Source organism: Variovorax sp. YR752 (assembly GCF_943372545.1).
This window is the reverse complement of the sequence record NZ_CALRZC010000053.1, coordinates 1-23,356: the sequence shown is the minus strand read 5'-3', so window position 1 is coordinate 23,356 and position 23,356 is coordinate 1. Positions and strand designations below refer to the sequence as shown.

The window sequence follows — 23,356 nt, the reverse complement described above, 5'->3', positions numbered from 1 at the left end:
CTGCCGCCGTGGGTGCCGTGAAGCGTGCAAGAAGCAAGCCGGAAGCGGGCCGGCGCGCGGGGGAAATCGTGACGAGGGGTCTGCGTTTGACGCAGGTCAAACAGCGCAGGCGGCGAGCAGCCTTTCGAGCTCGGCGACGTGCTCGGCCTCCTCGTCGGCGAACTGGGCGGCGATGCCGCGCAGTTCGGCGTCGGTGCTGGTCGCCGCGATGCCGGCGTAGTAGGCATGGCCGCGGCGCTCGCCCTCGAGCGCGAGCTGCAGCGCCTCGCGCGCGCCCATCTGGGCGTCGACGCCGGCCCAGTCGGCCGTCTCCGGCGAGGTGCCTTCCGGCCACTCGTATTCGTGCGGCGCCAGCGGCGTCAGCGTGCGGAAGCCGCCGCGCGCCATCGCGTCGGCCAGGTGCAGGCGCGAGTAGTGCGCCATGCGCGTGAAGAACACGCCCAGCTCGCGGTTGCCCTCGGTGCCCATGGCTGCGGCCAGCTCCTCGTAGCGGCGTGCCGCCTCGCGCTCGAGCTGCACGGCGTGGGCGAGGAAGAACTCGACGCTGTTCATCCGAACTTGAACAGGATGCCGTGGCCGCCACGCGGGTACTCCCAGGCCACGTTGGTGTGCTCGGTGCAGATCACGCGACAGCTGCCGCACTCGAGGCAGCCATCGGTGATCAGCGTCACCGAGCGGTTGCCCTCGGCCTTGTAGCAGGAGGCCGGGCAGATGTAGGTGCAGGCCTGCGATTCGCAGGTGTTCTTGCAGATGTCCGCATCCAGGATCCGGATGTGCGGCCGGCCATGGTCGACCTTGTAGCGGTTCTGGAAGAGTTTCTCCTCCACGTTGACAGCGATCATCGGAAGGCCCTCCACAGATTGAACGCATCGCTCACGAGACCACGCCAGCGGCGCGCCGACCTGAAGCTGCCGAGGATCTCGCGCTGCTTGGTCTTCTTGTCGACACCGTCGACGGTGAAGAAGGTCCTGGCGGCGCGGCTGACCAGTTCCGGGTAGGTGGTGAAGAACTGCGGGCTCGCGTGCAGCACCTGCGGCAGCTCGCGGTACTTGTGCAGGTCCTTCATCACGAAGCTGTCGTCGAGGCTTTCCTTGTAGGCCTTCAGCGTCTTCGCCGTCATCGGCCGACCGGCCGCCTTGGCGGCGATCACCGTCTCGGCGGCCAGGCGGCCGGTGGTCATCGCCAGGTTGCTGCCCTCGCGGTGCGCCGCGTTGACAAAGCCGCCGGAGTCGCCAACGATCATCCAGCCCTCGCCGAACACTTTGGGCACGGCGTGGAAGCCTCCCTCGGGGATCAGGTGCGCGCAGTACTCCTTCATCTCGCCGCCCTCGATCAGCGGCGCGATGCTCGGGTGCTTCTTCAGCTTCTCGAGCAACGCGTAGGGCGTGGTCTTCTGCGGGTTGGCCTTGAAGTCGCTGAGCATGCAGCCCACGCCGATGGTCAGCGAATCCTTGTTGGTGTACAGGAAGCCGGTGCCCACCATGCCCTCGGTGACCGTGCCCATCATCTCGATGACCACGCCCTCCTCATCCTTGATGTTGAAGCGCTGCTGGATCACCTCCTCCGGCATGAAGAGGATCTCCTTCACCGCCAGCGCCACGTTGCCGGCCTTCAGCTCGCCGTGGAAGCCGGCCTTGCGCGCCAGCGTGCTGTTGACGCCGTCGGCGAGGATCACCACGTCCGCGTAGACCTCGCCGCCCTGGCGGTCGCAGCGCACGCCGATGCAGCGCTCGCCGTCCATCAGCAGTTCTTCCACCGTGGTCTCGCAGATCAGCAGTGCGCCGGCCTCGCGGACCTTCGAGCTGAACCACTTGTCGAACTGCGCGCGGATGATGGTGTAGCGGTTGTAGGGCGGCTTGTTGTAGTCGTCGCTGCGGTAGTGCGTGCCGACGAAGCTGTTGTCGTCGAGCACCCAGATGCGCTGCTCGATGACATGGCGCTCCAGCGGCGCATCGTCGCGGAAGTCGGGGATGACCTTCTCCAGCGCGTCGGCGTAGAGGATGGCGCCCTGCACGTTCTTGCTGCCCGGGTACTCGCCGCGCTCGATCTGCAGCACCTTGAGCCCTGCCTTGGCCATCGTGTAGGCAGCAGTGTTCCCCGAAGGGCCCGCGCCGACCACGATCGCATCGAACTTTTCCTTGGCCATGCTGAGTCTCCTTTCAGGCGACCTTGCGGATGCGCTTGTCGAGGTGCGTGCGGAACGTCTGTGTGAGCACCGGCAGCACCTGCATCGCGCTGCCGACGATGCCGTGGTGCGCGAAGTCGAAGATCGGCGCGTTCGGATCGGTGTTGATCGCGACGATCACGTCCGAGCTCTCCATGCCGACACGGTGCTGGATCGCACCCGACACACCGGCGGCGATGTACAGCTTCGGCCGCACCGTCTTGCCGGTCTGGCCGACCTGCCGCTCGGCTTCGCACCAGCCGGCCTGCGTCACCGCGCGGGTGGCGCCGACCTCGGCGCCGAGCACACGCGCCAGCTCCCAGACCAGCTTGAAGTTGTCGGCGTTCTTCAGGCCCTTGCCGCCGGTGACGATGATGTCGGCATAGGCCAGGTTGACCGTGCTGCGGGTGGCGTCCGGGATGAACTCGAGCAGCTTGGTGACCACGTCAGTCTCGACCATGCCCAGCGGCATCTCGACGACATCACCAGTGCGGCTCTCGTCGCGCCGCGGCATCTGCATCACCCGCGGCCGCACGGTGGCCATCTGCGGCCGGTAGGCCAGCGTCATGATCGTGCACAGCAGCGAGCCGCCGAAGGTCGGCCGTGTCGCCGCCAGCGCGCGGCCGTCGATGTTCAGCTCGGTGCAGTCGGCGGTCAGCCCGGTGCCCAGCGTGGTGGCGACCGAGCCGGCGAGATCGCGGCCCATCGCGGTGGCGCCCAGCAGCATGATCTCCGGCTGGTGGGTGTTGACGAGGTCGGTGAGGCCCTTGGTGAAGGGCTCGTTGCGGTAGCCCTTGAGCACCGGGTCGCGCATCACGTAGCAGCGGTCGGCGCCGTAGGCATAGGCTTCCTTGGCGTAGGCGTCGAGCGGCTCGTCGGGGCCTCCGAGGATCACCCCGGCCACCTGCACCTGCAGCTTGTCGGCCAGCTTGCGCGCCTCGCCCATCAGTTCCCAGCTCACCGGGTTGACGTGGCCGCGATCGTGCTCGACGAAGACCCAGACGTGCTTGTAGGCCTTCAGGTGCTCGGGCAGCTCGGTGTTGCGTCCGGCGCGGCCGGCAGCTTTCGGTGCAGCGGGTTTGGTGGCTTCGCTCATGGTGCGTGCTCCTTCAGGCGGACAGCCGCTCCACCAGCTCCGCCTCGATCTGCGGATGCGTGGTGAAGATCTTCTGCAGCAGGTTCAGCGTCACGTCCTGCACGCTGCTGTCGGCCACCACCTGCATGTCGGCCTTGTCGGTGCGCGGCGTCGGGCCGAACACCTTGCTGACGATGGTCGGCGAGCCCTTCAGGCCGATCTTCGTCAGGTCCTCGATGCCGGCGTCGTCCTTGTTCCACTTGCGCACCGCGAAGCGGCCGGCGCGCAGCATGTCGTCCATGGTCGCGAAGCGCATCTGGTTGGTGCCCTCGAGCATGGTGATCAGCGAGGGCAGCGTGGTGTCGAGCAGCTGCACGCCGCCTTCGGCGCGGCGCTCCACCTTGAGCCGGCGCGCATCGAGGTCGACCTCGACGATCTTGCTCACGTAGGTCAGCAGGTTCAGGCCGAGCCGCTTGGCGATGCCGGGGCCGACCTGCGCGGTGTCGCCGTCGATGGTCTGCTTGCCGGTGAACACCAGGTCCACCGCCTGTTCCTGGCCGATGCGGCGGATCGCCGCGGCCAGCGCGTAGCTGGTGGCCAGCGTGTCGGCGCCGGCGAAGGCGCGGTCGGTGACCAGCACCGCGTCGGTCGCGCCGAAGCTGATGCACTTGCGCAGTGCCTCTTCGGCCTGCGGCGGGCCCATGCACAGCATGGTGACGCGGCCGCCGAACTGGTCCTTCAGGCGCAGCGCCTCCTCCAGCGCGAACAGGTCGTACGGGTTGACGATCGCCGGCACGCCCTGCCGCATGATGGTGTTGGTGACCGGGTGGACGCGGATCTGCGCCGAGTCGGGCACCTGCTTGATGCAGACGACGATGTGCATGTCGGTCTCCCGGGTCAGGCCGCGCGCTGCACGCGCCGATCGGCCAGGCTGTCGCGCAGCGAGGCGAGCTGCACGTGCTGCGTGCCGTCGGTGTCCTGGAACACCTTGAAGACTTTCTCGCGCGCCGGCGTGGAGCTGACGAAGTCCTCGTAAGCGCGCGTGAGCAGCTCGCGGTAGCGCTTGAACATCTCCACCTCGCCCAGGCCGGCCAGCCCTTCACTCTTGTGCAGGTACTGGTAGAAGCGCTTGAGGATGTGCAGGCGGTTGACCTGCACGATGCGCTCGTCGAAGGGCACGGCGAAGAATCCAAAGAAGTCCTCGGCGCTCGACAGCGCCTTGAGTCGGTCGGTCAGGCTGTCCATGCGGATTCCTCGTCGAAGTAGAAGCGGAGCAGCTCCGCGTCGGTGGGGGCACGCTTGGTGGCGGCCACGTGGGAGCGGATGCAGTCGAGCAGCGCATGCGCCTGCTGCGCGCTCAGCTGCATGCCCAGCCGCGCGTAGGCGTCGCGCACGCCGTGCGAGCCCGAGTGCTTGCCGAGCACCAGCGCGTGCTGGCGGCCCAGCTCCTCGGGCTGGAAGGCTTCGTAGTTGCCGCGGTCCTTGAGCAGGCCGTCGACGTGGATGCCCGATTCATGCGTGAACACCGCCGCGCCGACGATGCTCTTGCCCGCCGCCACCGGCCGGCCCGACGCCTGCGCGACGAGCTGCGAGATGCGCGGCAGCTTCGTCGTGTCGACACCGCAGTCCACCGCGTAGAGATGCCGCGCGGCCATCACCACCTCTTCGAGCGCCGCGTTGCCGGCACGTTCGCCCAGGCCGTTGACGGTGGTGCTGGCGTGCGTGGCGCCGGCCAGCACGGCGGCCAGCGTGTTCGCGGTGGCCAGGCCGAGGTCGTTGTGGGCATGCATCTCGATGCCGATGTCGATCTCGCGGCGCAGGCGGCCGATGCGCTCGTGCGTGCTGAAAGGCTCGAGCAGGCCGAGCGTGTCGGCATAGCGCACGCGCACCGCGCCATGCTGCTGCGCGAGCTGCGCCGCGCGGACGAGGAAGTCGCCGTCGGCGCGCGAGGCATCCTCGAAGCCAACGCTGACCGTCGCGCCGGCATCGGCCGCACGGTCGACGAAGCGGCGGAGGGTGGCGAGAACCCAGTCGCGGTCACGGCCGAGCTTGCGTTCGATCTGGACGTCCGACACGCTGATCGACAGGTGCACGATGTCGGCGCCGCAGCGCAGCGCGCTGGCGAGGTCGCTGTCGACCATGCGCGCCCAGACCATGGTGGCCGCACGCCTGGTCGCCGCGGTGATCTCGCGGATCAGCTCGACTTCGTGCCCGCCCATCGCCGGGATGCCGACTTCCATCTCCGGCACGCCGGCCGCGTCGAGCGCCGCTGCGATGGCGAGCTTCTCGTCGTCGGTGAAGGCCACGCCCGCGGTCTGCTCGCCATCACGCAAGGTGGTGTCGTTGATGGTCAGCAGTGCGGTGCCGTCGGTTCGGGAAGTCATGTCGCCTCCAGGCTTTGACGAGCGGTTCATCGCAAGCGCTGTGCCACGCCACACGCGAAGGCCAAGTGCTTGATCTGCATGGACTTTTTCGCCTCGAACGGGGCCGCGGGGCGGCTGTGGTCTTTGTCGGAATGCCGACAGGCCGACGTGGCCTCGGCCGCGCTTGGCTACTTCTCGCGCGCGTGGTTGCGCGAGAACTTCGGCAGCTCGATGACCAGCTCGGCGCCCTTCACGCGCACGCAGCACGACAGGCGCGACTGCGCGTCGAGGCCCCAGGCATCGTCGAGCTGGTCTTCCTCTTCCTCGTCGGGGGGCGCCACGAACTCAGCGCCGCTACGCAGGTGCACATGGCAGGTCGCGCAGGCGCAGACCTTCTCGCAGGCGTGTTCGATGGCGATGCCGTGGGCGAGCAGTTCGTCGACCAGCTTGCGGCCTTGCCGCGCCTCGAAGGTCAGACCTTCGGGGCACAGCTCCGCATGCGGCATGACGCGCACATGTGTTGTCGCCTTGACCGGCGTGTCGCTCATGCGGCGAGCTGATCGATGCGCTGGCCGGAGAGGGCCTGGCGCACGCGCGCGTCCATGCGCTTGCCGGCGAACGGCGTGGTGGCGCGGTTCAGCGCCTCGGTCGCATCGCGCAGCGCCACGCGCAAGCTCTTGTGCTCGGCGAGCGAGCTGCCTTCGCCTTCGGCGCACTGTTCGAGCAGATCGGCCACCGCCTGCATCGCACCGAGGATCACGAACTGTTCGCGCGGCTGCAGCAACTGGTCACCGTCCTCGCGCAGCGCGGCCTCGGTGGCATCGAGCAGGCGGCGTGCGTCGACCTCGGCCTCGCGCAGCATTCGCGCCGCCGCATCGGCCTCGGCGCTGCCGATCGCATCCATCAGCATGCTCGCCACCGCGTCCTGCGCCAGGCCGTAGCTCGGCTTGACCTCCACCTGCGCGTGCATGCCGCTGGCCTGCTCGAGCGCGCTGACCGACAGCAAGCCGTCGGCATCGATCTGGAAAGTCACGCGGATGCGCGCCGCGCCGGCCACCATCGGCGGGATGCCTCGCAGCGTGAAGCGCGCCAGCGAGCGGCATTCGCTCACCAGCTCGCGCTCGCCCTGCACCACGTGCAGCGCCATCGCGGTCTGGCCGTCCTTGAAGGTGGTGAACTCCTGCGCGCGCGCCGTCGGGATGCCGCTGTTGCGCGGGATGATCTTCTCGACCAGCCCGCCCATGGTCTCCAATCCGAGCGACAGCGGGCTGACGTCGAGCAGCAGCAGCTGGTCGCCGCCGGCGCGGTTGCCGGCCAGCTGGTCGGCCTGGATCGCCGCGCCCAGCGCCACGGCCTGGTCGGGGTCGATGCCGGTGAAGGGCTCGTGGCCGAACAGGCGCTTCACCGCGGCGCGCACCTGCAGCATGCGTGTCGAGCCGCCGACCAGCACCACGCCGTTGACCTCGGCGGGCTTGAGCTTGGCGTCGCGCAGCGCGCGCCTGACGGGGGCTAGCGTGCGCTCGATGAGGTCCTGCGTCAGGTCGTCGAACAGCGCTCGGTCGACCGTCTGCGACTCGAGCGTGCCGTCGGCGCGGCGGCATTGCATGCTCACCTCGAGCCTGTCGGTCAGCGCCTCCTTGGCCGCACGCGCAGCGGCATGCAGCGCGCCGATCTCAAGCGCCCCCCAGCCACCGCCGGTGGCGGTAGCAAACCAGGCGGCCAGGCGGTGGTCGAAGTCGTCCCCGCCGAGCTGCGCGTCGCCGCTGGTCGCGATGACCTCGAACACACCGCGCATCAGGCGCAGGATCGAGACGTCGAAGGTGCCGCCGCCGAGGTCGTAGACGACGTAGATGCCTTCCTCGGCGTGGTCGAGGCCGTAGGCCACCGCGGCCGCCGTCGGTTCGTTGAGCAGGCGCAGCACGGTCAGGCCGGCCTTCGCCGCCGCATCCTTGGTCGCCTGGCGCTGTGCGTCGTCGAAGTAGGCTGGCACGGTGATCACCGCGCCGACCAGCGCGCCGCCGAGTGCGCTCTCGGCACGCTCGCGCAAGGCGCGCAGCACCTCCGCGCCGACATCCACCGGGCTCTTCAGGCCATGCCGCGTGCGCACACCGACGGCGCTGTCGGACATGGCCACCACGGCGTACGGGAAGCCCTCGGCGTTGACGTCGGCCAGCGATCGACCGATCAGTCGCTTGGCCGAGGCGATCGTGTTGGCCGGGTCCTCGGCGGCTCGCTCGCAGGCCTCGTCGCCGACACGCACGGCGTCTTCTTCGCCGTAGTGCACGACCGAGGGCAGCAGCCGCCGGCCGTGCTCGTCGGCCAGCACCGTGGGCACGGCGCTGCGCACCGTGGCGACCAGCGAGTTGGTGGTGCCCAGGTCGATGCCCACCGCCAGCCGATGCTGGTGCGGCGCTGCGGCGCGGCCGGGTTCGGCGATCTGCAGCAGCGCCATGGTGGCTACACCGCGAACGATTCGCCGCAGCCGCAGGTGGCGCTGGCGTTCGGGTTGTTGAACTTGAACCCTTCGTTGAGGCCCTCGCGCACCCAGTCGAGCTGCGTGCCGTCGATCATCGCCAGGCTCTTGGCGTCGACGAGCAGCTGCACGCCTTCGCTCTCGAAGCTGAGATCCTCGGGTGTCGCTTCGTCGGCAAACTCCAGCGCATAGGCGTAGCCCGAGCAGCCACTGGTCTTGATGGCCACGCGCAGGCCCACACCGCCGCCACGTTTGGCCATGGCCTTGCGGATCTGGTTGGCCGCCTTCGGTGTCACGGACAGCGACATGGCAGCCTCCTTCAGACCGAGAACGAACTGCCGCACCCACAGGTGCTGGAGGCGTTCGGATTGCGGATCACGAAGCGAGCGCCTTCCAGGTTGTCTTCGTAGTCGATCTCGGCGCCCATCAGGTATTGCAGGCTCATCGCATCGACCACCACGGTGATCGCCCCGCGCTCGACGCGGACGTCGTCTTCCTTCTTCTCGTCGTCGAAGGCGAAGCCGTACTGGAAGCCGGAGCAGCCGCCGCCGGTGACGAAGATGCGCAGCTGCAGCGCCGGGTCACCCTCTTCGGCGAGCATCTCGGCGACCTTGCCGACCACGCTGTCGCTGATGTTCAGCGGCGAGGCGCCTTCGGGCAGCACCAGCGGCACGAAGCCGCTGGCGGCCATCGGGTTGGCGGTGGCGCAGGACGAGCCGGCACCGGGCTGGGATTGGCAGGCGGACATTCGGATCTCCTTGGGGTTGAAGCTTCAGGTGGCCTTCGCAGCCGGCGCGCAGGCGGCTTGCTCGAGGACGGCGTCGTGGCGCGTGCGGTAGTCCGACACCGCGGCCTTGATCGCGTCCTCTGCGAGGATGGAGCAGTGGATCTTCACCGGCGGCAGCGCCAGCTCCTCGGCAATCGCGGTGTTCTTGATCGCCAGCGCCTGGTCCAGCGTCTTGCCCTTGACCCACTCGGTGACCAGCGAGCTGGAGGCGATCGCCGAACCGCAGCCGTAGGTCTTGAACTTCGCGTCCTCGATCACGCCGGTGGCCGGGTTGACCTTGATCTGCAGCTTCATCACGTCGCCGCAGGCCGGTGCGCCGACCATGCCGGTGCCGACGCTGTCGCCAGCATCGAAGCCGCCGACGTTGCGCGGGTTCTCGTAGTGGTCGATGACCTTGTCGCTGTATGCCATGGTGTCGCTCCCTTGCTGGTCAGTGTTCGGCCCACTGGATCGATCCGATATCGATGCCAGCCTGGTGCATGTCCCACAGCGGGCTGAGCGAACGCAGCCGCTCGACCGTGCCCTTGACCTGCTCGACGGCGCGGTCGATCTCCGCCTCGGTGGTGAAGCGGCCGACCGAGAAGCGGATCGAGCTGTGCGCGATCTCGTCCGACAGGCCGAGCGCACGCAGCACGTAGCTCGGCTCCAGGCTGGCCGAGGTGCAGGCCGAGCCGGAGGACACCGCGATGCCCTTCATGCCCATCAGCAGCGACTCGCCCTCGACGAACTGGAAACTGATGTTCAGGTTGTGCGGCACGCGCCGCTCCAGGTCGCCGTTGATGCGCACCTCGGGGATGGACTGCAGAGCAGCGAGAAGGCGGTCGCGCAGGGCGCGGATGCGCTCGTTCTCGCTGCCCATCGCCTCGCGCGCCAGCCGGTAGGCCTCGCCCATGCCGACGATCTGGTGCGTCGGCAGCGTGCCCGAGCGCATGCCGCGCTCGTGGCCGCCGCCGTGGATCTGCGCCTCGATGCGCACACGCGGCTTGCGCCGAACGTACAGCGCGCCGATGCCCTTGGGCCCGTAGGTCTTGTGCGCCGACAGGCTCATCAGGTCGACCGGCAGGCTCGCCAGGTCGATCGCCAGCTTGCCGCTGGCCTGCGCCGCGTCGACGTGCAAGAGGATGCCGCGCGCGCGGCACAGCGCGCCGATCGCCGGGATGTCCTGGATCACGCCGATCTCGTTGTTCACGTACATCACCGAGACCAGGATGGTGTCGGGCCGCAACGCAGCCGTCAGCACGTCGAGGTCGACCAGGCCGTTGCCCATCACGTCGAGGTACGTGACCTCGAAGCCCTCGCGCTCGAGTTCACGCATGGTGTCGAGCACGGCCTTGTGCTCGGTCTTCAGCGTGATCAGATGGCGGCCCTTGCCCTTGTGGAACATCGCCGCGCCCTTGATGGCGAGGTTGTTCGACTCGGTGGCGCCGCTCGTCCAGACGATCTCGCGCGGGTCGGCGCCGATCAGCGCGGCGACGTGTTCGCGGGCGATCTCCACCGCCTCTTCCGCGGCCCAGCCGTAGGCATGGCTGCGCGAGGCCGGGTTGCCGAACTGCTCGTAGAGGAAGGGCAGCATCTGCTGCACGACGCGCGGATCGACCGGCGTGGTGGCGGCGTAGTCCAGGTAGATCGGCTTGGTGGTCGGCAGGTCCATGGGGCTCGCTCCAGCGGGTGCGTCTGGCGGGCTCTTTCGCACGGAGCGTGCCAGTCCGTCGCCGGGGCGAAAAAGCCCGGTGGATCAGTCACTTGCTGCGTTGTCGCGCTCGCGTGCCGGCCCGACGCCCCGCGTCGGAAAGCGACGCTTGTCGCCTTTGTCGGGAGTGCGACGCGCTGCGCTCAGGGTTGCGCAGCGACCATCACCGAGTACGCCTTGAACACCGCCGTCGCCGGTGCCCCGACCTTCAGGTCCAGCGCCTCCACGCCTTCGTTGGTGACGCTGGCCGTCATCGTGGCGCCGCCGGGCAGCGTGAGGATCACCAGCGACGACACGGCGCCGCGCTCGATGCGCGAGACGGTGCCGGCGAGCTGGTTGCGCGCCGAGAGCTGCCAGCCGGCGAAGTCGGTCACCAGCACCACCGCCGAGGCCTTGATCAGTGCCAGCGCCTCCTTGCCCTTCTTCAGCTTGAGGCGCTGCGCGGCGGCCGAAGTCATCGTCGCGGTGATCTGATCGCCACTCTTCAGCGAGATCGTCACGGTGGCCGAGACCGGCCCGAGCTCGATCGCCTTGACGGTGCCGGCGAACTGGTTGCGTGCAGTGGTCTTCATGGCCATTCTCCGAAGCAGGCCGCTCAAGGCCGGCAGTTGGGCAAGGCGCGCCTCCTGGGCGCGCAGGAACTCGCGGTGCTCGTCCTGCAACGTGCGCCAGGCGCCGAGCAGGCCGCGCGCGGCGACGGTGAGTTGCGTGCCGCCACCACCGGCGCCGCCGGTGACGGTCTCGAGCAGCGGCTCGTTGGCGAGGTTGCAGGCGGTCTCGAGCAGCAGCCAGGCGCCCTTGTAGCTGAGGCCCGCGGTGCGCGCGGCCTTGTTGATCGAGCCGGTGGCGTCCAGCGCCTCGAGCAGCGCGAAGAAGCGCGCGTCGAGCCGGCCGGCGAGCTTGAGATCGGCGCTGAGGAGATTGCCGCTCATCGCGATGTCGCCCCCAAGACCCTGCGGGTCGGCCCCCCGAGGGGGCGCGAGCGCCTTCGGAACGGCCGTGCGGCGCTCATTCCATCAACGCCACGGTCTTCACCTGCGCCCACACCGGCATGCCGACCGCCAGCTCGAGCGCATGCGCCGAGCGGCGCGTCAGCCGCGCCACCACCGGCGCCGTGCCGACGCGCACGCGCACCAGCGCGAGCGCCGGGTGCTCGTCATCGGCAATCGCCTCGATGGTGCCGCGCAACTGGTTGCCAATGCTGGTGCCGGTCTGCGGCGTGCGCGTCAGGCTGACGTCGCGCGCCAGCACGCGCAGGCGCACGCGCCGGCCCACCGGCAGGCCCGCATCACGCGACCACAGCCGGCAGGCCTCGCCGTCGACATCGAGCCGGGCGAGCTGCCATTGCGGATCACGCTCGCCGACCACGGCGTCGAGCACCACGCCGGCGTCGTCGCCGAAGGCCACCGGCAGGTCGAGCCGCGCCAGCATGTCGGGCAGCGGCCCGTCGGCGAGCACGCGGCCGGCGTCCATCAGCACCAGGTGGTCGGCCAGGCGCGCCACCTCGTCGATCGAGTGGCTCACGTAGATCATCGGGATGCCGAGCTCCGCGTGCAGCCGGTCGAGGTAAGGCAGCACCTCGGCCTTGCGCTTCGCATCGAGCGCGGCCAGCGGCTCGTCCATCAGCAGCAGCTTCGGGCTGGTGGCCAGGGCCCGCGCGATCGCCACGCGCTGGCGCTCGCCGCCGGAGAGCGTGTCGGGCCGGCGCTCGAGCAGGTGACCGATACCGAGCAGGTCCACCACCTGGTCGAGCGCAATGCGGCGCTCGCCGGGGACGATGCGCTTGAGGCCATAGGCCAGGTTGCGCTGGACGTCCAGATGCGGGAACAGCGCCGCCTCCTGGATCACGTAGCCGATCGCGCGCTGGTGGGTGAGCACGAAGCGGCCCGCCGCGTCGTCCTGCCAGACCTCCCCACCCAGCGCGATCCGCCCCTGCGCCTGCTCCAGTCCGGCGAGCGCACGCAGCAGCGTGGTCTTGCCGCAGCCCGACGGCCCGAACAGTGCGGTGACGCCGCGCGCGGGCAGGTTCAGCGCCACGTCGAGCATGAAGCCGCGCCGCGGCAGCGAGAGTCGCGCCTCAATCATGCGGGCCGCTCCTCGCGCACCGGGCGGTTGACCACGTACAGCGTGACCAGCACCACCAGCGCGAACGCCACCATGCCGGCGGCAAGCCGGTGCGCATCGGCAAACTCCGTGGCCTCGACGTGGTCGTAGATCGCCACCGAGAGCACGCGCGTCTTGTCCGGAATGTTGCCGCCGATCATCAGCACCACGCCGAACTCGCCGACGGTGTGCGCGAAACCGAGCACGCTGGCCGTCACGAAGCCGGGCCGTGCCAGCGGCACGGCGACGCTGAAGAAGCGATCCCAGGGGCTGGCGCGCAGCGTGGCCGCTGCCTCCAGCGTGCGCTCCGGAATCGCCTCGAAGGCCTGCTGCAGCGGCTGCACGACGAAGGGCAGCGAGTAGATCACCGAGGCCACCACCAGCCCGGCGAAGGTGAACGGCAGCCGCCCGAGCCCGAGCCACTGCGTGAACTGGCCCACCGGCCCCTGCGGGCCCATCAGCAGCAGCAGGTAGAAGCCGATCACCGTCGGCGGCAGCACCAGCGGCATGGCCACCAGCGCAGCCCAGAACGGCTTCAGTCGCGAGTGCGTGCGAGCCAGCCACCACGCCATCGGCGTGCCGACGATCAGCAGCAGCACCGTGGTCACGGCCGCCAGTTGTGTGGTCAGCCGGACGGCGCTCCAGTCGGCCGGTGTCATGGCGAGGCAAGGCCGTAGCCGAAGTCGCGAATGAGCTTCTGTGCCGCCTCGCTCTTCAGGTAGGCAAGCAGCGCTGCGGCAGCCGGGTTCTTCTCGCCCGCCTTGAGCAACACCGCGTCCTGGCGGATCTCGCCGTACAGGTTGGCCGGCACCAGCCAGTACGAGCCGACCACCGGCTTGCCCGGCGCCGCCACCTGCGACAAGGCCACGAAGCCGACCTCGGCGTTGCCGGTGAAGGCGAACTGATAGGCTTGCGCGATGCTCTCGGCCGTCACCAGCTTGGGTGTGACCGCATCGGCGAGGCCGCGCGCCTTGATCACCTCGACAGCCGCCGCACCGTAGGGCGCCACCTTGGGGTTGGCGATGGCGACATGCCTCACCTTGTCCGACGCGAGCACCGCCCCCTGCGGATCGACGAAGCCGGGCTGCGCACTCCACAGCACCAGCTTGCCGAGCGCGTAGGTGAAGTCGCTGCCGGCCACGGCATGGCCTTCGGCCACCAGCTTCTTCGGCGTCTCGTCGTCGGCGGCGAGCAGCACCTCGAAGGGCGCGCCGCTGATGATCTGCGTGTAGAACTTTCCGGTCGCGCCGCTCGAGACCTTCAGCGTGTGGCCGCTCGCCGCCGTGAAGGCCTCGCCGATCTTGCCGATCGGGCCGGCGAAGTTGGCGGCCACGGCCAGCTGGACCTCGCCCGCGTGGGCGAACGAGGCCAGCAGGGCGAACAGGGCGGCGAACGCGGTGACTGACGGGCGATGCATGGCGGAACTCCTTGCTGCGGGCTTGCGTCGGCACCCCGACAAAGCGTTGTAAATACTACTTCACAACGCCATGCAGCAAGAAGCGGGCCGCCGGCCCGCGCCTTTCAGTCGATCTTCACGTACTCGTACTCGCCGGGCTGGCCGTTGATGCCCATGCGCGGCGGGGCGATCCAGCTGGCGTATTGGCCCGGCTCGACGCAGGGCTTCATCAGCGTGCCGATGAAGTCCATGTCGGCCGCATTGGGCAGCCACTGGCCGCTGGAGGCCGCCCACTCGGCCTCGCTCAGCAGGCGGCCGTCCGGGCTGATGCGCTGCTTGCCGAACTCGCCGATACGCCGGTTGAAGCCCTTGTGCGGCTGCGTGAAGCGGAAGTTGATGCCGGCCTTCTCGATCGCCTTGTTCCAGCGATCGATGCCGCCCTGGCAGTCGGCGATGTAGTCGTCGAGCAGGCGGCTGTTGATGGCGCGCAGCGCCGGCACATCCTCCATCACCAGCCGGCCGTCGACCACGCGCATCACCGGGTAGGTGGCGTCCTGCAGCTGGTGGTCGTCGGTCAGCTGCGCTTCGTTGAAGCGGCCCTTCAGGCCCGAGTTGAAGGCGTCGGCGGCGTTGCTGGAGATCTCCGAGCCGAACAGGTCCCGCGTCACGGACATGTGGAAGTTGGCCTTGCGCTGCAGCAGCGGCAGGTCGACCACGCCGAGCGCGCGGATGCGCTCGACGTCGTACGGGTCGGTGATGCCGGCCTTGTTCATCGCCGCACAGGTGGCCTCGATGGTGCGGCCGACGCCGGTCTCGCCGACGAAGAGGTGGTGCGCCTCTTCGGTCAGCATGAAGCGGCACGAGCGCGACAGCGGGTCGAAGCCGCTCTCGGCCAGCGCGGCGAGCTGCATCTTGCCGTCGCGGTCGGTGAAGTAGGTGAACATGAAAAACGACAGCCAGTCCGGCGTGCGCTCGTTGAAGGCGCCGAGGATGCGCGGGTTGTCCTGCTGGCCGCTGCGGCGTTCGAGCAGCGCCTGCGCTTCCTCGCGGCCGTCCTTGCCGAAGTGCTTGACCAGCAGGTAGACCATCGCCCACAGGTGGCGGCCTTCCTCGACGTTGACCTGGAAGAGATTGCGCATGTCGTAGAGCGAGGGCGCCGTCTTGCCCAGGTAGCGCTGCTGCTCGACGGAGGCGGGCTCGGTGTCGGCCTGCACCACGATCAGGCGCTTGAGCAGCGAGCGGTACTCGCCCGGCACTTCCTGCCAGGCCGGCTCGCCCTTGTGCTTGCCGCAGGGAATGGTGCGGCCCTCGACCTTGGGCGCCAGCAGGATGCCCCAGCGGTACTGCGGCATCTTCACGTAGCCGAACTTGGCCCAGCCGGCCGGGTCGACGCCGACCGCCGTGCGCAGGTAGACCTCGGCGTCCTGGAATCCGTCCGGGCCCATGTCCTTCCACCAGTCCAGGTAGCCGGGGTGCCAGCTTTCCAGCGCACGCTGGAGCTGCTTGTCGGAGGCCAGGTCGACGTTGTTCGGTATCGAATCGTCGTACTTCACTTCAACGAAGCTCTCGCCTCGAACGGATTCAGGTACTTCGATGAGGGTGTCGGTCGTCTCGCTCATGGGGTGCTCGCTCCTGGGTGGATGGGCGCTGAATGCATTTTTATGCCTGCGTCATTCAACGGACACGCAGAATGCTGCATGTATGAGGGCGAGTTTCTGATCTGGATCAGACTCCCGTCGATTCGGCGAAACGGGGGGATCAGGCCTCTTCGGGCCCGAAGCAGAGCGGCCGGTCGATGCAGACGGCGCAGCTCGGCGCCTTGCAGATGAAGAGTTCCTCGCGCTCGCAGAGCTGCTTGTAGAGGAACTTCTTCCACTTCATGTCGGCATGGTTCTTCGCCACCAGCGCCGGGAACCAGCGGCCCATCAGCGCGCTCAGCTCGGCGCGCGAGGCGAAGTGCAGGTCCTGCCAGAGGTGGTTGCCGCCGAGGCAGGCGATGGCCACGCGCTCGGCCACCGCGGCGATCTCTTCTCGCGTGCCGGCGGCCGGGTCGGCGTGCTCGAGCAGCAGCGCGACGAGGTCGATCACCTCGTCGGCGCGCTGCATCGCGATGCTGTTCACGCCGCGGCCCGGTTCACGCGTTGGCCGCCGCGTGCGTGTAGCACTTCTTCGGGCAGATCTTCGAGCACGCGGTGCAGCCGATGCACAGCTCGCCGTGGGCGATCGTCATCACCTTCTTCTCGTACTCTTCCTCCTCGTCGCCATCGGGATCGACGGCGATGCGCTCGCCCTCTTCGTTGAGGCCGACGAGTTCGAGCACGCCGCGCGGGCAGACGCGGAAGCATCGTCCACAGCCGATGCACTTCTCCTCGTTGATGGACTGCACGAAGGTCGGCGTCCAGGTGGAGCCCGAGGGCAGCGTGACCGTAAAACTGCTCATGGCGCCACCTCCGCCAGCCTCTTGCGCGCCGCCATCAGCGCCACATGCGCCTCGTGCGCGACCTTCGCCACCTCGGGGATGCGCTCCCAGTTGGTGGGCAGTTCCTCGCTGAGATCGTGCAGGTCCATCTTCGCCTGCGTGGCGCGGGCGTTGAGCTTCCTGATCTCGGCCTTGAGGGTGTCCAGCTCATCCATAGGTTGCGACCTCCTTGTACTGCTCGATCATCTGCACACCTTCGCTGACCAGCTTGTTGCCGGCCTCGGCCAGCTTGGCGAGGCTGGGGAAGCCGAAGCGGTGCACGTCGCGCAGGTAGCGGTTGACGACGATCAGCCGGCCGGTGGTCAGCACCGTGCGGCCGAAGCCCTCGTGGCTCATCTTGGTCATCGGCGAGACCATGCAGCCGGTGGCGCGCTCGATCGACAGGCCGATGGCGTTGTGGAACAGGTCAAGGCGCCACAGCGTGTCCGGGTCCGGGTCGCCCATCAGCGGCAATGCACGGCGTTGCTCGGCGCTGAGGATGAAGGGCTCGAGCAGCTTGGCGTCGCTCTTGCCTTCCCAGGTGCCGTGGGTGTCCTGCGCACGCAGCTGCTTGACCAGCTCGCGGATGAACGGGTCCTGAAGCACGGCCTCGTCGCTGGGCGCTTCAGTGGCGACGGCGCTCACGACTTCACCTCGTCGTCACTGTCGAAGTCCGCCGTGCGCGGCTGGTCCTTCAGCAGCGCCTTGCGCAGCCAGGGCGGCGGCGTGCCCTTGAGCACCTCCTGCAGCTTGTCGAGGATGTCGAGGATGGGCTCGGGCGAGCTGACCTTGATCGGGTGGATCTTGCTGGCGACCACGCGCGCCGCCGCCGAGCCGCCGATGGCGGCGACGTAGACGATCGCGCAGTCCTTGATGGCCTCGAGCTTGGGCGCGAGCTTGTCCTCGTTGCCGTCTTCGGCGAGGTCCTCGCCGAAGCCGTGGTCGTGCACGAAGTCGTAGCCCTCGGGCGTGATCTCGTACACCGCGAGGTGCTTTGCCCAGCCGAAGTGCGCATCGACGCGCTGCTGGTCCTGTGTGGCGAAAGCGATCTTCATGGCTGCTCCTGAAACGTGAGGGTCATGCGCTGGCCGGCGCGAGCTGGTCACCCGGCTTGGGCAGGCGGTCGATGCGTGCCGGCAAATGCGTGGTCGAAGGCGCGACGGCGGCCAGGCGAGACGCGGCTGGCAGGGGCCAGTCGTCCGGCCCGTGGTGGGCGATCTGTTCCATCATCAGGTTGCCCACGGCGTAGACGAGGTTGCGCGTGCCGCGGTAGCCGACGTGGCAGATGTGCGCGTTGCCGACGCGGTCGAACATCGGGATACCGAGGCGGAACAGCGGCCTGGCCAGGCGCTCTGCGGCCTGGCGGCCATGCGAGTGCGTCATCAGCAGGTCGCAGCCGGCCGCGGCGGCGCAACGCTCGAAGTCTTCCAGGTCGCCGATCAGCACCTCACTGGCCGGCAGCCTCTCCAGCAGCGGCGAATGCGTGGTGGTGACGCACACCGCCAGCTCGACGCCCATCTCGGCGAGGAACATGCCGGTGGACCACAGCAGGTCGGGCTCGGCGGCAATGGCCAGCTTGACGTTGCCGAGGTGGAAGTGGCCGTCGAGCATCGCGTCGACCAGCTGGCTGCGTTGCCGGCGCAGCTTCGCCGGTACCGGCTGGCCGGAGAGTTCGGCGAGCTTGGCGACGAAGGCATCGGTGGCGGTCAGGCCGGTGAGCCGGTCGAACAGCGTGAAGGGCACGCCGCAGCGCTCGGCCAGCGCCACCGCGGCCGGGCGCATCTGCTCGCCGATGGCCAGCGTGTGCGCGGCCGCGCCCAGCGTGCGCAGCTCGGCCAGCGGCGTGCCGCCGATGGTCGTGCCCAGCCACTGCTCGGGGATGTGGCCGTCCAGCGAGCCCGACACGTCGGGCACGAACACCGGCTGCAAGCCGAACAGCTCGATGACGTCGCGCAGCTCTTCCAGGTCGCCCGGCGTGAGGTGGCAACCCGGCAGCACGTTGACCTGGCGCGGCCGCTTCTCGACCGCCGTCTCCGGCAGCGTCGAGACCAGCGTCTTCACCGCACGCGCCCAGCCGTCCTGGAAGGCGCCGACGTAGTCGGGCGTGGAGACGTAGACGATCTCGGTGTCGGCCAGCTCGGGGTGCTTCTGGCGCGCCATGCGGATGTAGCCGTCGACGTCGTCGCCCTTGGTCTCGGTCAGGCCGGTCGAGCAGATGGCGATGATCGCGGGCCTGGCGCGGCTGCGGATGTTCAGCAGTGCCTTCTCGAGGTTGTCGTAGCCGCCGAGGATGGTGGTGACCTCGTTCATCGCCGTGGTCTGCAGCGGGATGGCCTCCTTGAAGTGGCGCACCAGCAGCACCACGCCAAACGAGGTGCAACCCTGCGAGCCGTGCATCATCGGCATGCACGACTCCAGCCCCATGAACGCATAGCTCGCGCCCAACGGCTGGCTCATCTTCAGCGGATTGACGGCACAGGCCTTCTTCGATTCGGTGACGAGGGCCATGTCAGGCCTCCGCTGCGAGCAAAGGATCCACGCGTTCCCAAGGCGCCGCCGCCCGCACCTGCTCCCACACGGGGTTGAACAGCGCCTTGTCGATCTCGGCCACCATCGTGACCATGCCCTCGTAGCCGGCAAAGGCGTGGTGGCGCTCCTGGTTGATGTCCATCCAGGGCATGCGCGCCTTCAGCGCGACGAACTGGCTGCGCCCGCCGCTGAGCATGATGTCGGCCTTGGCGTCGCGCAGCATCGCGTACATCTCGCGCGGCGTCATGTCGTCGATCATGTGCGCGCTGTCATCGGCGCTCAGGCCCATGATCTCCTTGATCTTCTCCTTGTCTTCCTTGGTGCTCTTCTTCGTGCTCGTGCCCACCACCTGCAGCCCGGCCTCCTGCAAGGCGGAGACCACCGACCAGCTCTTCACCCCGCCGGTGATCAGCAGCACCTTCTTGCCGGCGAGCCGCTCGCGGTAGGCGCGGATGCGCTCCCAGGCACGCGCCTCCTCGGCGGCGATCAGCGCCTCGGCGCGGTCACGCAGTTCGGCCGGCGCGCCGCGCTCGACAAGCAGCCGCGCGATCTCGCGCAGCGTGGTGCTCATGTCGCTGATGCCGTAGAACGAACCCTCGAAGTACGGGATGCCCCAGCGCTGCTGCATGCGCGTGGCGACGTTGATCATCGACTTGCTGCACACCATCATGTTGGCGCGCGCACGGTGGGCGGAGGCGATCTCGCGGTAGCGCCCGTCACCGGAGATGCACGACTGCACGCGCACGCCCAGTGCATCGAGCAGCGGCTTGACCTGCCAGAGCTCGCCCGACAGGTTGTACTCGCCGATGATGTTGATGTCGTACGGCGTCGTGAACTCGGGCTCGATCGTGCCGATCACATGGTCGAGCAGCGCCTCGGCACCGAGCTTGTTGCCCAGGTTCTTCGGCCCCGCGAAGCCGGGCGAGTTGACCGGGATGACCGGCGTGCCGAACTTCGCCGAAGCGCGCTGGCAGACCGCCTCGACGTCGTCGCCGATCATCGCCGTCACGCAGGTCTGGTAGACGAACACCGCCGGCGGGTTGACCTTCTCGACGATCTCGCGGATCGCCTTGAACAGGCGCTTCTCGCCGCCGTAGACGACGTCGAACTCGTTGATGTCGGTGGTGAAGCCGCTGCGGTAGGTGCTCGCGCCGCTGGACGCGCTGTGCCGGTTGTCCCAGCTGTTGCCCTCGCAGGCGATCGGCCCGTGCACCAGGTGCGCCACGTCGACGATCGGCTGCAGCGCGATCTTCGCGCCATCGAAGGCGCAGCCGCCGGCCGCGGCGCCCGGCGTGAGCTGCTTGGTGCAGCCCTTCTTGCGCTCCTTGTCCGACTTCTTCTGGTTGATGTCGCAGCCGGGCTCGTCGAAGACCTGGGCGATCTTGGCGTTGAGCGATGCAGTCATGCGGGCCTCCCGTGGCGGTTGGCAGGCTGCATTGCAGAAACGATGCCACCATGGGCCAGCGGCCCAAACCCTGATGAATCAAGGACTTGGGCCGCTGCGGCCGCACCCGCCGCGTTGGCGGATTTGCGACAAAGCGAACGACGCGCGGCTCAGGCCGCCGGCGCCATCACCATCAGGCCGGAGGCCGTGTTGGAGATGGGGATGTGGTAGTTCCGGTGCACGCTCGTCGCGCGCTCGCCCAGCGCCGCACGCGCGGCCAGCCACATCAGCAGTTCCACGCCCTGCGTGCCGGCCTTCTCCACCAGTTGCGTCGAGTCGAACTGCGTGGCCCAGCGCGGGTCGTGCAGCAGGCTCTCCATGAAGGCGAGGTCGAAGTCCTTGTTGATGAAGCCGGCTCGCTCACCGTCGAGCTGGTGCGAGAGGCCGCCGGTGCCGAGCACCACGACGCGCGCGTCGCTCTTCCAGGCCCGTACCGCACGGCCGACGGCTTCGCCCAGCGCGTAGCAGCGCCTGGCCGACGGCAACGGGAACTGCACGGTGTTGATGCACACCGGCACCACCTTCACCGGCCAGGCCTGCGAGGGGTACATCAGCGCCATCGGCAGCGTGAAGGCGTGATCGACCTCCATCTCCTGGCAGCTGACCACGTCGAACTCGTCGGCCACCAGCGATTCGATCAGGTGCCACGAGAGATCCTGCTCGCCCTGGAAGGCCGGCACCTGCGGGATGCCCCAGCCTTCGTCGGCGTTGCGGTACTCGGGCGCCGCACCGATCGCGAAGGTGGGCATCTTGTCGAGGAAGAAGTTCAGTCCGTGATCGTTGTAGAAGACCACCGCCACGTCCGGCTTGACGCTGTCGAGCCAGCGGTGCACCGGCGGCCAGCCGTCGAAGAAGGGCTTCCAGTACGGATCGGCCTGCAGGTTCCTGGCGATCGCGCGCCCGATGGCAGGCACGTGCGAGGTGGTGATGGCGCCGACGATGTTGGCCATGATGCGTCTCCCTCACTGCTGGGCGTAGGCCGCCAGCTTGGCCTTGAACGCATCCTTGGTCATGCCGGTCTGCTGGGCGCCGAGGTCCTGCACGTCCAGGCCGAAGATGCCGGCGAACTTGGCCAGGTAGTAGACGTTGCCGCCGGCGGCGATCAGCTGCAGCACGTTGCGCGCAGCGATCGCCTCGCGTTGCTGCGCGTTCAGGCCGAAGCGGGCGCAGTAGCCCTCCTCGTCGGCCGCGAAGGCGTCGCGGTTGGCCTTGTCGTTGAACGAGTAGCACATCTTGTTCAGCGCATAGCCCTTGCGCGCCTGTCCGCCATCGAACAGCGTCGTGCCGGGGATGTCGTAGCTCATGCCTGTCTCCTGGTCTCGTGTTGACGAAGGTCAGTATCGAAAAGACCTCTCATGCGATAAAGCGATGTCTCTTCATGTGACTCATGAGCGACTTCGATCATTTGGATCTGGACGGGCACGGCCTGCAGCTGCTGCTCGCGGTGCACGAGGAAGGCTCGATCACGCACGCCGCGCGGCGGCTCGGCCTGACGCAGTCGGCGGTCAGCCACGCGCTCGACAAGCTGCGCGCCATCACCGGCGATGCGCTGTTCGTGCGCGCGGGCCGCGGCATCGTGGCCACCGCACAGGCCGAGGCGCTGGCACATCGGGCGCGCGCGCTGCTCGACGAGATGCGCGCGTTCAGCCATGCCGCCGGCTTCGCGCCGGCGCGCTGGAAGGGCACGATCACGCTGGCCGCCAACGACCTTCAACGCGACCTGCTGGTGCCGCCGCTGCTGGCGCGCCTCCGGCAGGAATGCCCCGGCGCACGGCTGCGCATCTGGCCTTCGGGCGCCCCGCAGCCACCGCTGCTTCGCGAGCAAGGGTGCGACCTGGTCCTCACGCCGCGCCCGCCCGAGGCGGCCGACCTGATGCAGAAGCGCCTGTTCGAGGACCGCTACGCGGTCTTCTTCGACCCCGCGCTGCGCACCGCGCCGACGACGCGCGCCGAGTACCTCGCTGCGCAACATGTCTCGGTCCGCTACGAGGATGGCCGCGGCCTGGATGTCGACGACTGGCTCGCTGCCCGGGGGATCGGGCGCGAGGTGATCGCCACGGTGCCCGGCTACGCAGGCATCGCCTCGCTGCTGCGCGGCAGCGCCCGGCTCGCCACCGGCCCGTCGCTGCTGTCGCGCGGGGTGCTGCGCGACCTGGCCAGCGCCGCCCTGCCGATCGACACGCCGGCGATGCCGATGTACATGGTCTGGCACCTGCGTCGCCAGCACGACCCGTCGCACCGCTGGCTGCGCGAGGCGGTGGAGTCCATCGCCAGACAGGCGCTAGGCTGAGGCGCTGCGGCCGCGCGATCGGTCGCGGTACTCGCGCGGCCCCGCGCCCACGTGGCGCTTGAAGAAGCGGCGGAAGCAGGCCGGATCCTCGAAGCCGAGCTCGAAGGCAATGTTCGACACGGGCGCCGCGGCGCTCGACATGCTCGTCGCAGCACGCCAGCGCGGCCAGCCGCCAGGCTGGCGGCACATCAAGCCGAGTTCGAAGGCTCGGCGTGGCACGCGAGAGAGTGACGGTTCGCGGCCCTGTGCGGAAGTTCGACGTCTGCTTTGCGTGTTGAGGTCGGAGCGGCAAAGGCGCGTGCGGACAGGCTTCCGCGCTTCGCTTCGGCGGTCGGCCCGGTGGGCCGACTTCCTTGTGCTGCTCGGGCTCGCGGCAGGCCGCCCAACTCGCTGCGCTCACTTCGTTCGCTTCGCTTGTATGTTTCTGGCGCTGGTGTGGACAGACGTCGAGCTTCGCATCGGCCAGGCAAGGACCGACCGTTTGAGTACATCTGCCACCCCGCCCGCAGCGTCGATGAGGAACTGCGCGGCGTCCGGGCGTGTCGCTCGAACAGACCGCCGATCTGTACGCAAGCTGACGCCTT

The 23,356-nt window shown here is 68.7% G+C and carries 29 protein-coding genes; 1 reads left to right on the top strand and 28 read right to left on the bottom strand.

What is annotated here, in order from left to right:
• Positions 1-96: 96 nt before the first annotated feature.
• The 27 genes from AAG801_RS14850 to AAG801_RS14720 all read right to left on the bottom strand — a co-directional run bounded on the left by AAG801_RS14850 (position 97) and on the right by AAG801_RS14720 (position 21,786).
• Positions 97-552, bottom strand: a complete 456-nt coding sequence (locus AAG801_RS14850; protein ID WP_341889061.1) for a ferritin family protein — start codon at positions 550-552, stop codon at positions 97-99.
• Positions 549-842: a ferredoxin family protein gene (locus tag AAG801_RS14845; protein WP_341889060.1), complete on the bottom strand. Its 294-nt coding sequence runs from the start codon at positions 840-842 to the stop codon at positions 549-551. The genes AAG801_RS14850 and AAG801_RS14845 overlap by 4 nt, the downstream gene beginning before the upstream one ends.
• The gene (locus tag AAG801_RS14840; RefSeq protein WP_341889059.1) at positions 839-2,146 is read right to left on the bottom strand and encodes an FAD-binding protein; all 1,308 of its coding nucleotides are present in this window, start codon (positions 2,144-2,146) and stop codon (positions 839-841) included. The genes AAG801_RS14845 and AAG801_RS14840 overlap by 4 nt, the downstream gene beginning before the upstream one ends.
• Before the next feature lie 13 nt (positions 2,147-2,159).
• Positions 2,160-3,260: an electron transfer flavoprotein subunit alpha/FixB family protein gene (locus AAG801_RS14835; RefSeq protein ID WP_341889058.1), complete on the bottom strand. Its 1,101-nt coding sequence runs from the start codon at positions 3,258-3,260 to the stop codon at positions 2,160-2,162.
• Between the two features lie 13 nt (positions 3,261-3,273).
• On the bottom strand, positions 3,274-4,122 hold the full coding sequence (locus AAG801_RS14830; RefSeq protein ID WP_341889057.1) for an electron transfer flavoprotein subunit beta/FixA family protein: 849 nt from the start codon (positions 4,120-4,122) through the stop codon (positions 3,274-3,276).
• 14 nt (positions 4,123-4,136) lie between these two features.
• Positions 4,137-4,484, bottom strand: a complete 348-nt coding sequence (gene nifW / locus AAG801_RS14825) for a nitrogenase stabilizing/protective protein NifW (RefSeq protein ID WP_341889056.1) — start codon at positions 4,482-4,484, stop codon at positions 4,137-4,139.
• Positions 4,472-5,623 carry a homocitrate synthase gene (nifV, locus tag AAG801_RS14820; protein ID WP_341889055.1) on the bottom strand — a complete coding sequence of 384 codons (1,152 nt, stop codon included), beginning with the start codon at positions 5,621-5,623 and terminating at the stop codon, positions 4,472-4,474. The genes nifW and nifV overlap by 13 nt, the downstream gene beginning before the upstream one ends.
• A gap of 167 nt (positions 5,624-5,790) precedes the next feature.
• A complete protein-coding gene (fdx, locus tag AAG801_RS14815) occupies positions 5,791-6,150 on the bottom strand; it encodes an ISC system 2Fe-2S type ferredoxin (RefSeq protein ID WP_341889054.1) in 360 nt (119 codons plus the stop codon).
• On the bottom strand, positions 6,147-8,054 hold the full coding sequence (gene hscA / locus AAG801_RS14810) for a Fe-S protein assembly chaperone HscA (RefSeq protein WP_341889053.1): 1,908 nt from the start codon (positions 8,052-8,054) through the stop codon (positions 6,147-6,149). Before hscA ends, fdx begins: the two co-directional genes overlap by 4 nt.
• Positions 8,055-8,059: 5 nt before the next feature.
• Positions 8,060-8,383 (bottom strand): iron-sulfur cluster assembly protein IscA, encoded by a 324-nt coding sequence (gene iscA / locus AAG801_RS14805; protein WP_341889052.1) that lies wholly within the window; start codon positions 8,381-8,383, stop codon positions 8,060-8,062.
• Between the two features lie 11 nt (positions 8,384-8,394).
• Positions 8,395-8,766 (bottom strand): iron-sulfur cluster insertion protein ErpA, encoded by a 372-nt coding sequence (erpA, locus tag AAG801_RS14800; RefSeq protein WP_341889078.1) that lies wholly within the window; start codon positions 8,764-8,766, stop codon positions 8,395-8,397.
• Positions 8,767-8,847: 81 nt separating this feature from the next.
• On the bottom strand, positions 8,848-9,273 hold the full coding sequence (iscU, locus tag AAG801_RS14795) for a Fe-S cluster assembly scaffold IscU (RefSeq protein ID WP_341889051.1): 426 nt from the start codon (positions 9,271-9,273) through the stop codon (positions 8,848-8,850).
• A gap of 19 nt (positions 9,274-9,292) precedes the next feature.
• Positions 9,293-10,513, bottom strand: a complete 1,221-nt coding sequence (locus AAG801_RS14790; protein WP_341889050.1) for an IscS subfamily cysteine desulfurase — start codon at positions 10,511-10,513, stop codon at positions 9,293-9,295.
• Positions 10,514-10,695: 182 nt separating this feature from the next.
• Positions 10,696-11,484 (bottom strand): TOBE domain-containing protein, encoded by a 789-nt coding sequence (locus tag AAG801_RS14785; RefSeq protein ID WP_341889049.1) that lies wholly within the window; start codon positions 11,482-11,484, stop codon positions 10,696-10,698.
• Between the two features lie 76 nt (positions 11,485-11,560).
• Positions 11,561-12,637: a molybdenum ABC transporter ATP-binding protein gene (gene modC, locus AAG801_RS14780; RefSeq protein ID WP_341889048.1), complete on the bottom strand. Its 1,077-nt coding sequence runs from the start codon at positions 12,635-12,637 to the stop codon at positions 11,561-11,563.
• Positions 12,634-13,314 (bottom strand): molybdate ABC transporter permease subunit, encoded by a 681-nt coding sequence (modB, locus tag AAG801_RS14775; RefSeq protein WP_341889047.1) that lies wholly within the window; start codon positions 13,312-13,314, stop codon positions 12,634-12,636. The genes modC and modB overlap by 4 nt, the downstream gene beginning before the upstream one ends.
• On the bottom strand, positions 13,311-14,072 hold the full coding sequence (gene modA, locus AAG801_RS14770) for a molybdate ABC transporter substrate-binding protein (RefSeq protein ID WP_341889046.1): 762 nt from the start codon (positions 14,070-14,072) through the stop codon (positions 13,311-13,313). The genes modB and modA overlap by 4 nt, the downstream gene beginning before the upstream one ends.
• Positions 14,073-14,176: 104 nt before the next feature.
• Positions 14,177-15,670 (bottom strand): benzoyl-CoA 2,3-epoxidase subunit BoxB, encoded by a 1,494-nt coding sequence (gene boxB, locus AAG801_RS14765; RefSeq protein WP_341889045.1) that lies wholly within the window; start codon positions 15,668-15,670, stop codon positions 14,177-14,179.
• A gap of 139 nt (positions 15,671-15,809) precedes the next feature.
• Positions 15,810-16,172 (bottom strand): nitrogen fixation protein NifQ, encoded by a 363-nt coding sequence (locus tag AAG801_RS14760; RefSeq protein ID WP_341889044.1) that lies wholly within the window; start codon positions 16,170-16,172, stop codon positions 15,810-15,812.
• Positions 16,173-16,185: 13 nt separating this feature from the next.
• The gene (fdxB, locus tag AAG801_RS14755; protein ID WP_341889043.1) at positions 16,186-16,491 is read right to left on the bottom strand and encodes a ferredoxin III, nif-specific; all 306 of its coding nucleotides are present in this window, start codon (positions 16,489-16,491) and stop codon (positions 16,186-16,188) included.
• On the bottom strand, positions 16,488-16,685 hold the full coding sequence (locus tag AAG801_RS14750; RefSeq protein ID WP_341889042.1) for a CCE_0567 family metalloprotein: 198 nt from the start codon (positions 16,683-16,685) through the stop codon (positions 16,488-16,490). Before AAG801_RS14750 ends, fdxB begins: the two co-directional genes overlap by 4 nt.
• Positions 16,678-17,154, bottom strand: coding sequence for a NifX-associated nitrogen fixation protein (locus AAG801_RS14745; RefSeq protein WP_341889041.1), 477 nt, complete (start codon positions 17,152-17,154; stop codon positions 16,678-16,680). The genes AAG801_RS14750 and AAG801_RS14745 overlap by 8 nt, the downstream gene beginning before the upstream one ends.
• The gene (gene nifX, locus AAG801_RS14740) at positions 17,151-17,564 is read right to left on the bottom strand and encodes a nitrogen fixation protein NifX (RefSeq protein ID WP_341889040.1); all 414 of its coding nucleotides are present in this window, start codon (positions 17,562-17,564) and stop codon (positions 17,151-17,153) included. The genes AAG801_RS14745 and nifX overlap by 4 nt, the downstream gene beginning before the upstream one ends.
• A gap of 22 nt (positions 17,565-17,586) precedes the next feature.
• Positions 17,587-19,017, bottom strand: a complete 1,431-nt coding sequence (gene nifN / locus AAG801_RS14735) for a nitrogenase iron-molybdenum cofactor biosynthesis protein NifN (RefSeq protein ID WP_341889039.1) — start codon at positions 19,015-19,017, stop codon at positions 17,587-17,589.
• Position 19,018: 1 nt separating this feature from the next.
• Positions 19,019-20,443 carry a nitrogenase iron-molybdenum cofactor biosynthesis protein NifE gene (gene nifE, locus AAG801_RS14730; RefSeq protein WP_341889038.1) on the bottom strand — a complete coding sequence of 475 codons (1,425 nt, stop codon included), beginning with the start codon at positions 20,441-20,443 and terminating at the stop codon, positions 19,019-19,021.
• Positions 20,444-20,592: 149 nt separating this feature from the next.
• Complete coding sequence (locus AAG801_RS14725; protein WP_341889037.1) at positions 20,593-21,432, bottom strand: class III extradiol dioxygenase family protein; 840 nt, start codon at positions 21,430-21,432, stop codon at positions 20,593-20,595.
• Positions 21,433-21,444: 12 nt separating this feature from the next.
• Entirely contained in the window at positions 21,445-21,786 is a 342-nt protein-coding gene (locus tag AAG801_RS14720) for a protocatechuate 4,5-dioxygenase subunit alpha (protein WP_341889036.1), read from the bottom strand.
• A gap of 83 nt (positions 21,787-21,869) precedes the next feature.
• Here AAG801_RS14720 and AAG801_RS14715 point away from each other — a divergent pair, with 83 nt between their 5' ends.
• On the top strand, positions 21,870-22,772 hold the full coding sequence (locus AAG801_RS14715; RefSeq protein WP_341889035.1) for a LysR family transcriptional regulator: 903 nt from the start codon (positions 21,870-21,872) through the stop codon (positions 22,770-22,772).
• Here the strand turns inward: AAG801_RS14715 and AAG801_RS14710 are convergent.
• Positions 22,764-22,991 (bottom strand): helix-turn-helix domain-containing protein, encoded by a 228-nt coding sequence (locus AAG801_RS14710; RefSeq protein ID WP_341889034.1) that lies wholly within the window; start codon positions 22,989-22,991, stop codon positions 22,764-22,766. The genes AAG801_RS14715 and AAG801_RS14710 overlap by 9 nt on opposite strands.
• Positions 22,992-23,356 lie beyond the last annotated feature (365 nt).

Excerpts from the sequence above, each read along its gene's own strand:
- nifV (WP_341889055.1), bottom strand. The coding sequence starts at position 5,623 with ATGACTTCCCGAACCGACGGCACCGCACTGCTGACCATCAACGACACC.
- AAG801_RS14725 (WP_341889037.1), bottom strand. The coding sequence starts at position 21,432 with ATGGCCAACATCGTCGGCGCCATCACCACCTCGCACGTGCCTGCCATC.
- modA (WP_341889046.1), bottom strand. The coding sequence starts at position 14,072 with ATGCATCGCCCGTCAGTCACCGCGTTCGCCGCCCTGTTCGCCCTGCTG.
- boxB (WP_341889045.1), bottom strand. The coding sequence starts at position 15,670 with ATGAGCGAGACGACCGACACCCTCATCGAAGTACCTGAATCCGTTCGA.
- iscU (WP_341889051.1), bottom strand. The coding sequence starts at position 9,273 with ATGGCATACAGCGACAAGGTCATCGACCACTACGAGAACCCGCGCAAC.
- AAG801_RS14840 (WP_341889059.1), bottom strand. The coding sequence starts at position 2,146 with ATGGCCAAGGAAAAGTTCGATGCGATCGTGGTCGGCGCGGGCCCTTCG.
- AAG801_RS14845 (WP_341889060.1), bottom strand. The coding sequence starts at position 842 with ATGATCGCTGTCAACGTGGAGGAGAAACTCTTCCAGAACCGCTACAAG.
- AAG801_RS14830 (WP_341889057.1), bottom strand. The coding sequence starts at position 4,122 with ATGCACATCGTCGTCTGCATCAAGCAGGTGCCCGACTCGGCGCAGATC.
- AAG801_RS14850 (WP_341889061.1), bottom strand. The coding sequence starts at position 552 with ATGAACAGCGTCGAGTTCTTCCTCGCCCACGCCGTGCAGCTCGAGCGC.
- nifX (WP_341889040.1), bottom strand. The coding sequence starts at position 17,564 with ATGAAGATCGCTTTCGCCACACAGGACCAGCAGCGCGTCGATGCGCAC.
- nifN (WP_341889039.1), bottom strand. The coding sequence starts at position 19,017 with ATGGCCCTCGTCACCGAATCGAAGAAGGCCTGTGCCGTCAATCCGCTG.
- erpA (WP_341889078.1), bottom strand. The coding sequence starts at position 8,766 with ATGGCCGCCAGCGGCTTCGTGCCGCTGGTGCTGCCCGAAGGCGCCTCG.
- iscA (WP_341889052.1), bottom strand. The coding sequence starts at position 8,383 with ATGTCGCTGTCCGTGACACCGAAGGCGGCCAACCAGATCCGCAAGGCC.
- AAG801_RS14835 (WP_341889058.1), bottom strand. The coding sequence starts at position 3,260 with ATGAGCGAAGCCACCAAACCCGCTGCACCGAAAGCTGCCGGCCGCGCC.
- nifW (WP_341889056.1), bottom strand. The coding sequence starts at position 4,484 with ATGGACAGCCTGACCGACCGACTCAAGGCGCTGTCGAGCGCCGAGGAC.
- fdx (WP_341889054.1), bottom strand. The coding sequence starts at position 6,150 with ATGAGCGACACGCCGGTCAAGGCGACAACACATGTGCGCGTCATGCCG.
- AAG801_RS14785 (WP_341889049.1), bottom strand. The coding sequence starts at position 11,484 with ATGAGCGGCAATCTCCTCAGCGCCGATCTCAAGCTCGCCGGCCGGCTC.
- hscA (WP_341889053.1), bottom strand. The coding sequence starts at position 8,054 with ATGGCGCTGCTGCAGATCGCCGAACCCGGCCGCGCCGCAGCGCCGCAC.
- modC (WP_341889048.1), bottom strand. The coding sequence starts at position 12,637 with ATGATTGAGGCGCGACTCTCGCTGCCGCGGCGCGGCTTCATGCTCGAC.
- AAG801_RS14720 (WP_341889036.1), bottom strand. The coding sequence starts at position 21,786 with ATGAGCTACGACATCCCCGGCACGACGCTGTTCGATGGCGGACAGGCG.
- AAG801_RS14790 (WP_341889050.1), bottom strand. The coding sequence starts at position 10,513 with ATGGACCTGCCGACCACCAAGCCGATCTACCTGGACTACGCCGCCACC.
- fdxB (WP_341889043.1), bottom strand. The coding sequence starts at position 16,491 with ATGAGCAGTTTTACGGTCACGCTGCCCTCGGGCTCCACCTGGACGCCG.
- modB (WP_341889047.1), bottom strand. The coding sequence starts at position 13,314 with ATGACACCGGCCGACTGGAGCGCCGTCCGGCTGACCACACAACTGGCG.
- nifE (WP_341889038.1), bottom strand. The coding sequence starts at position 20,443 with ATGACTGCATCGCTCAACGCCAAGATCGCCCAGGTCTTCGACGAGCCC.
- AAG801_RS14750 (WP_341889042.1), bottom strand. The coding sequence starts at position 16,685 with ATGGATGAGCTGGACACCCTCAAGGCCGAGATCAGGAAGCTCAACGCC.
- AAG801_RS14715 (WP_341889035.1), top strand. The coding sequence starts at position 21,870 with ATGAGCGACTTCGATCATTTGGATCTGGACGGGCACGGCCTGCAGCTG.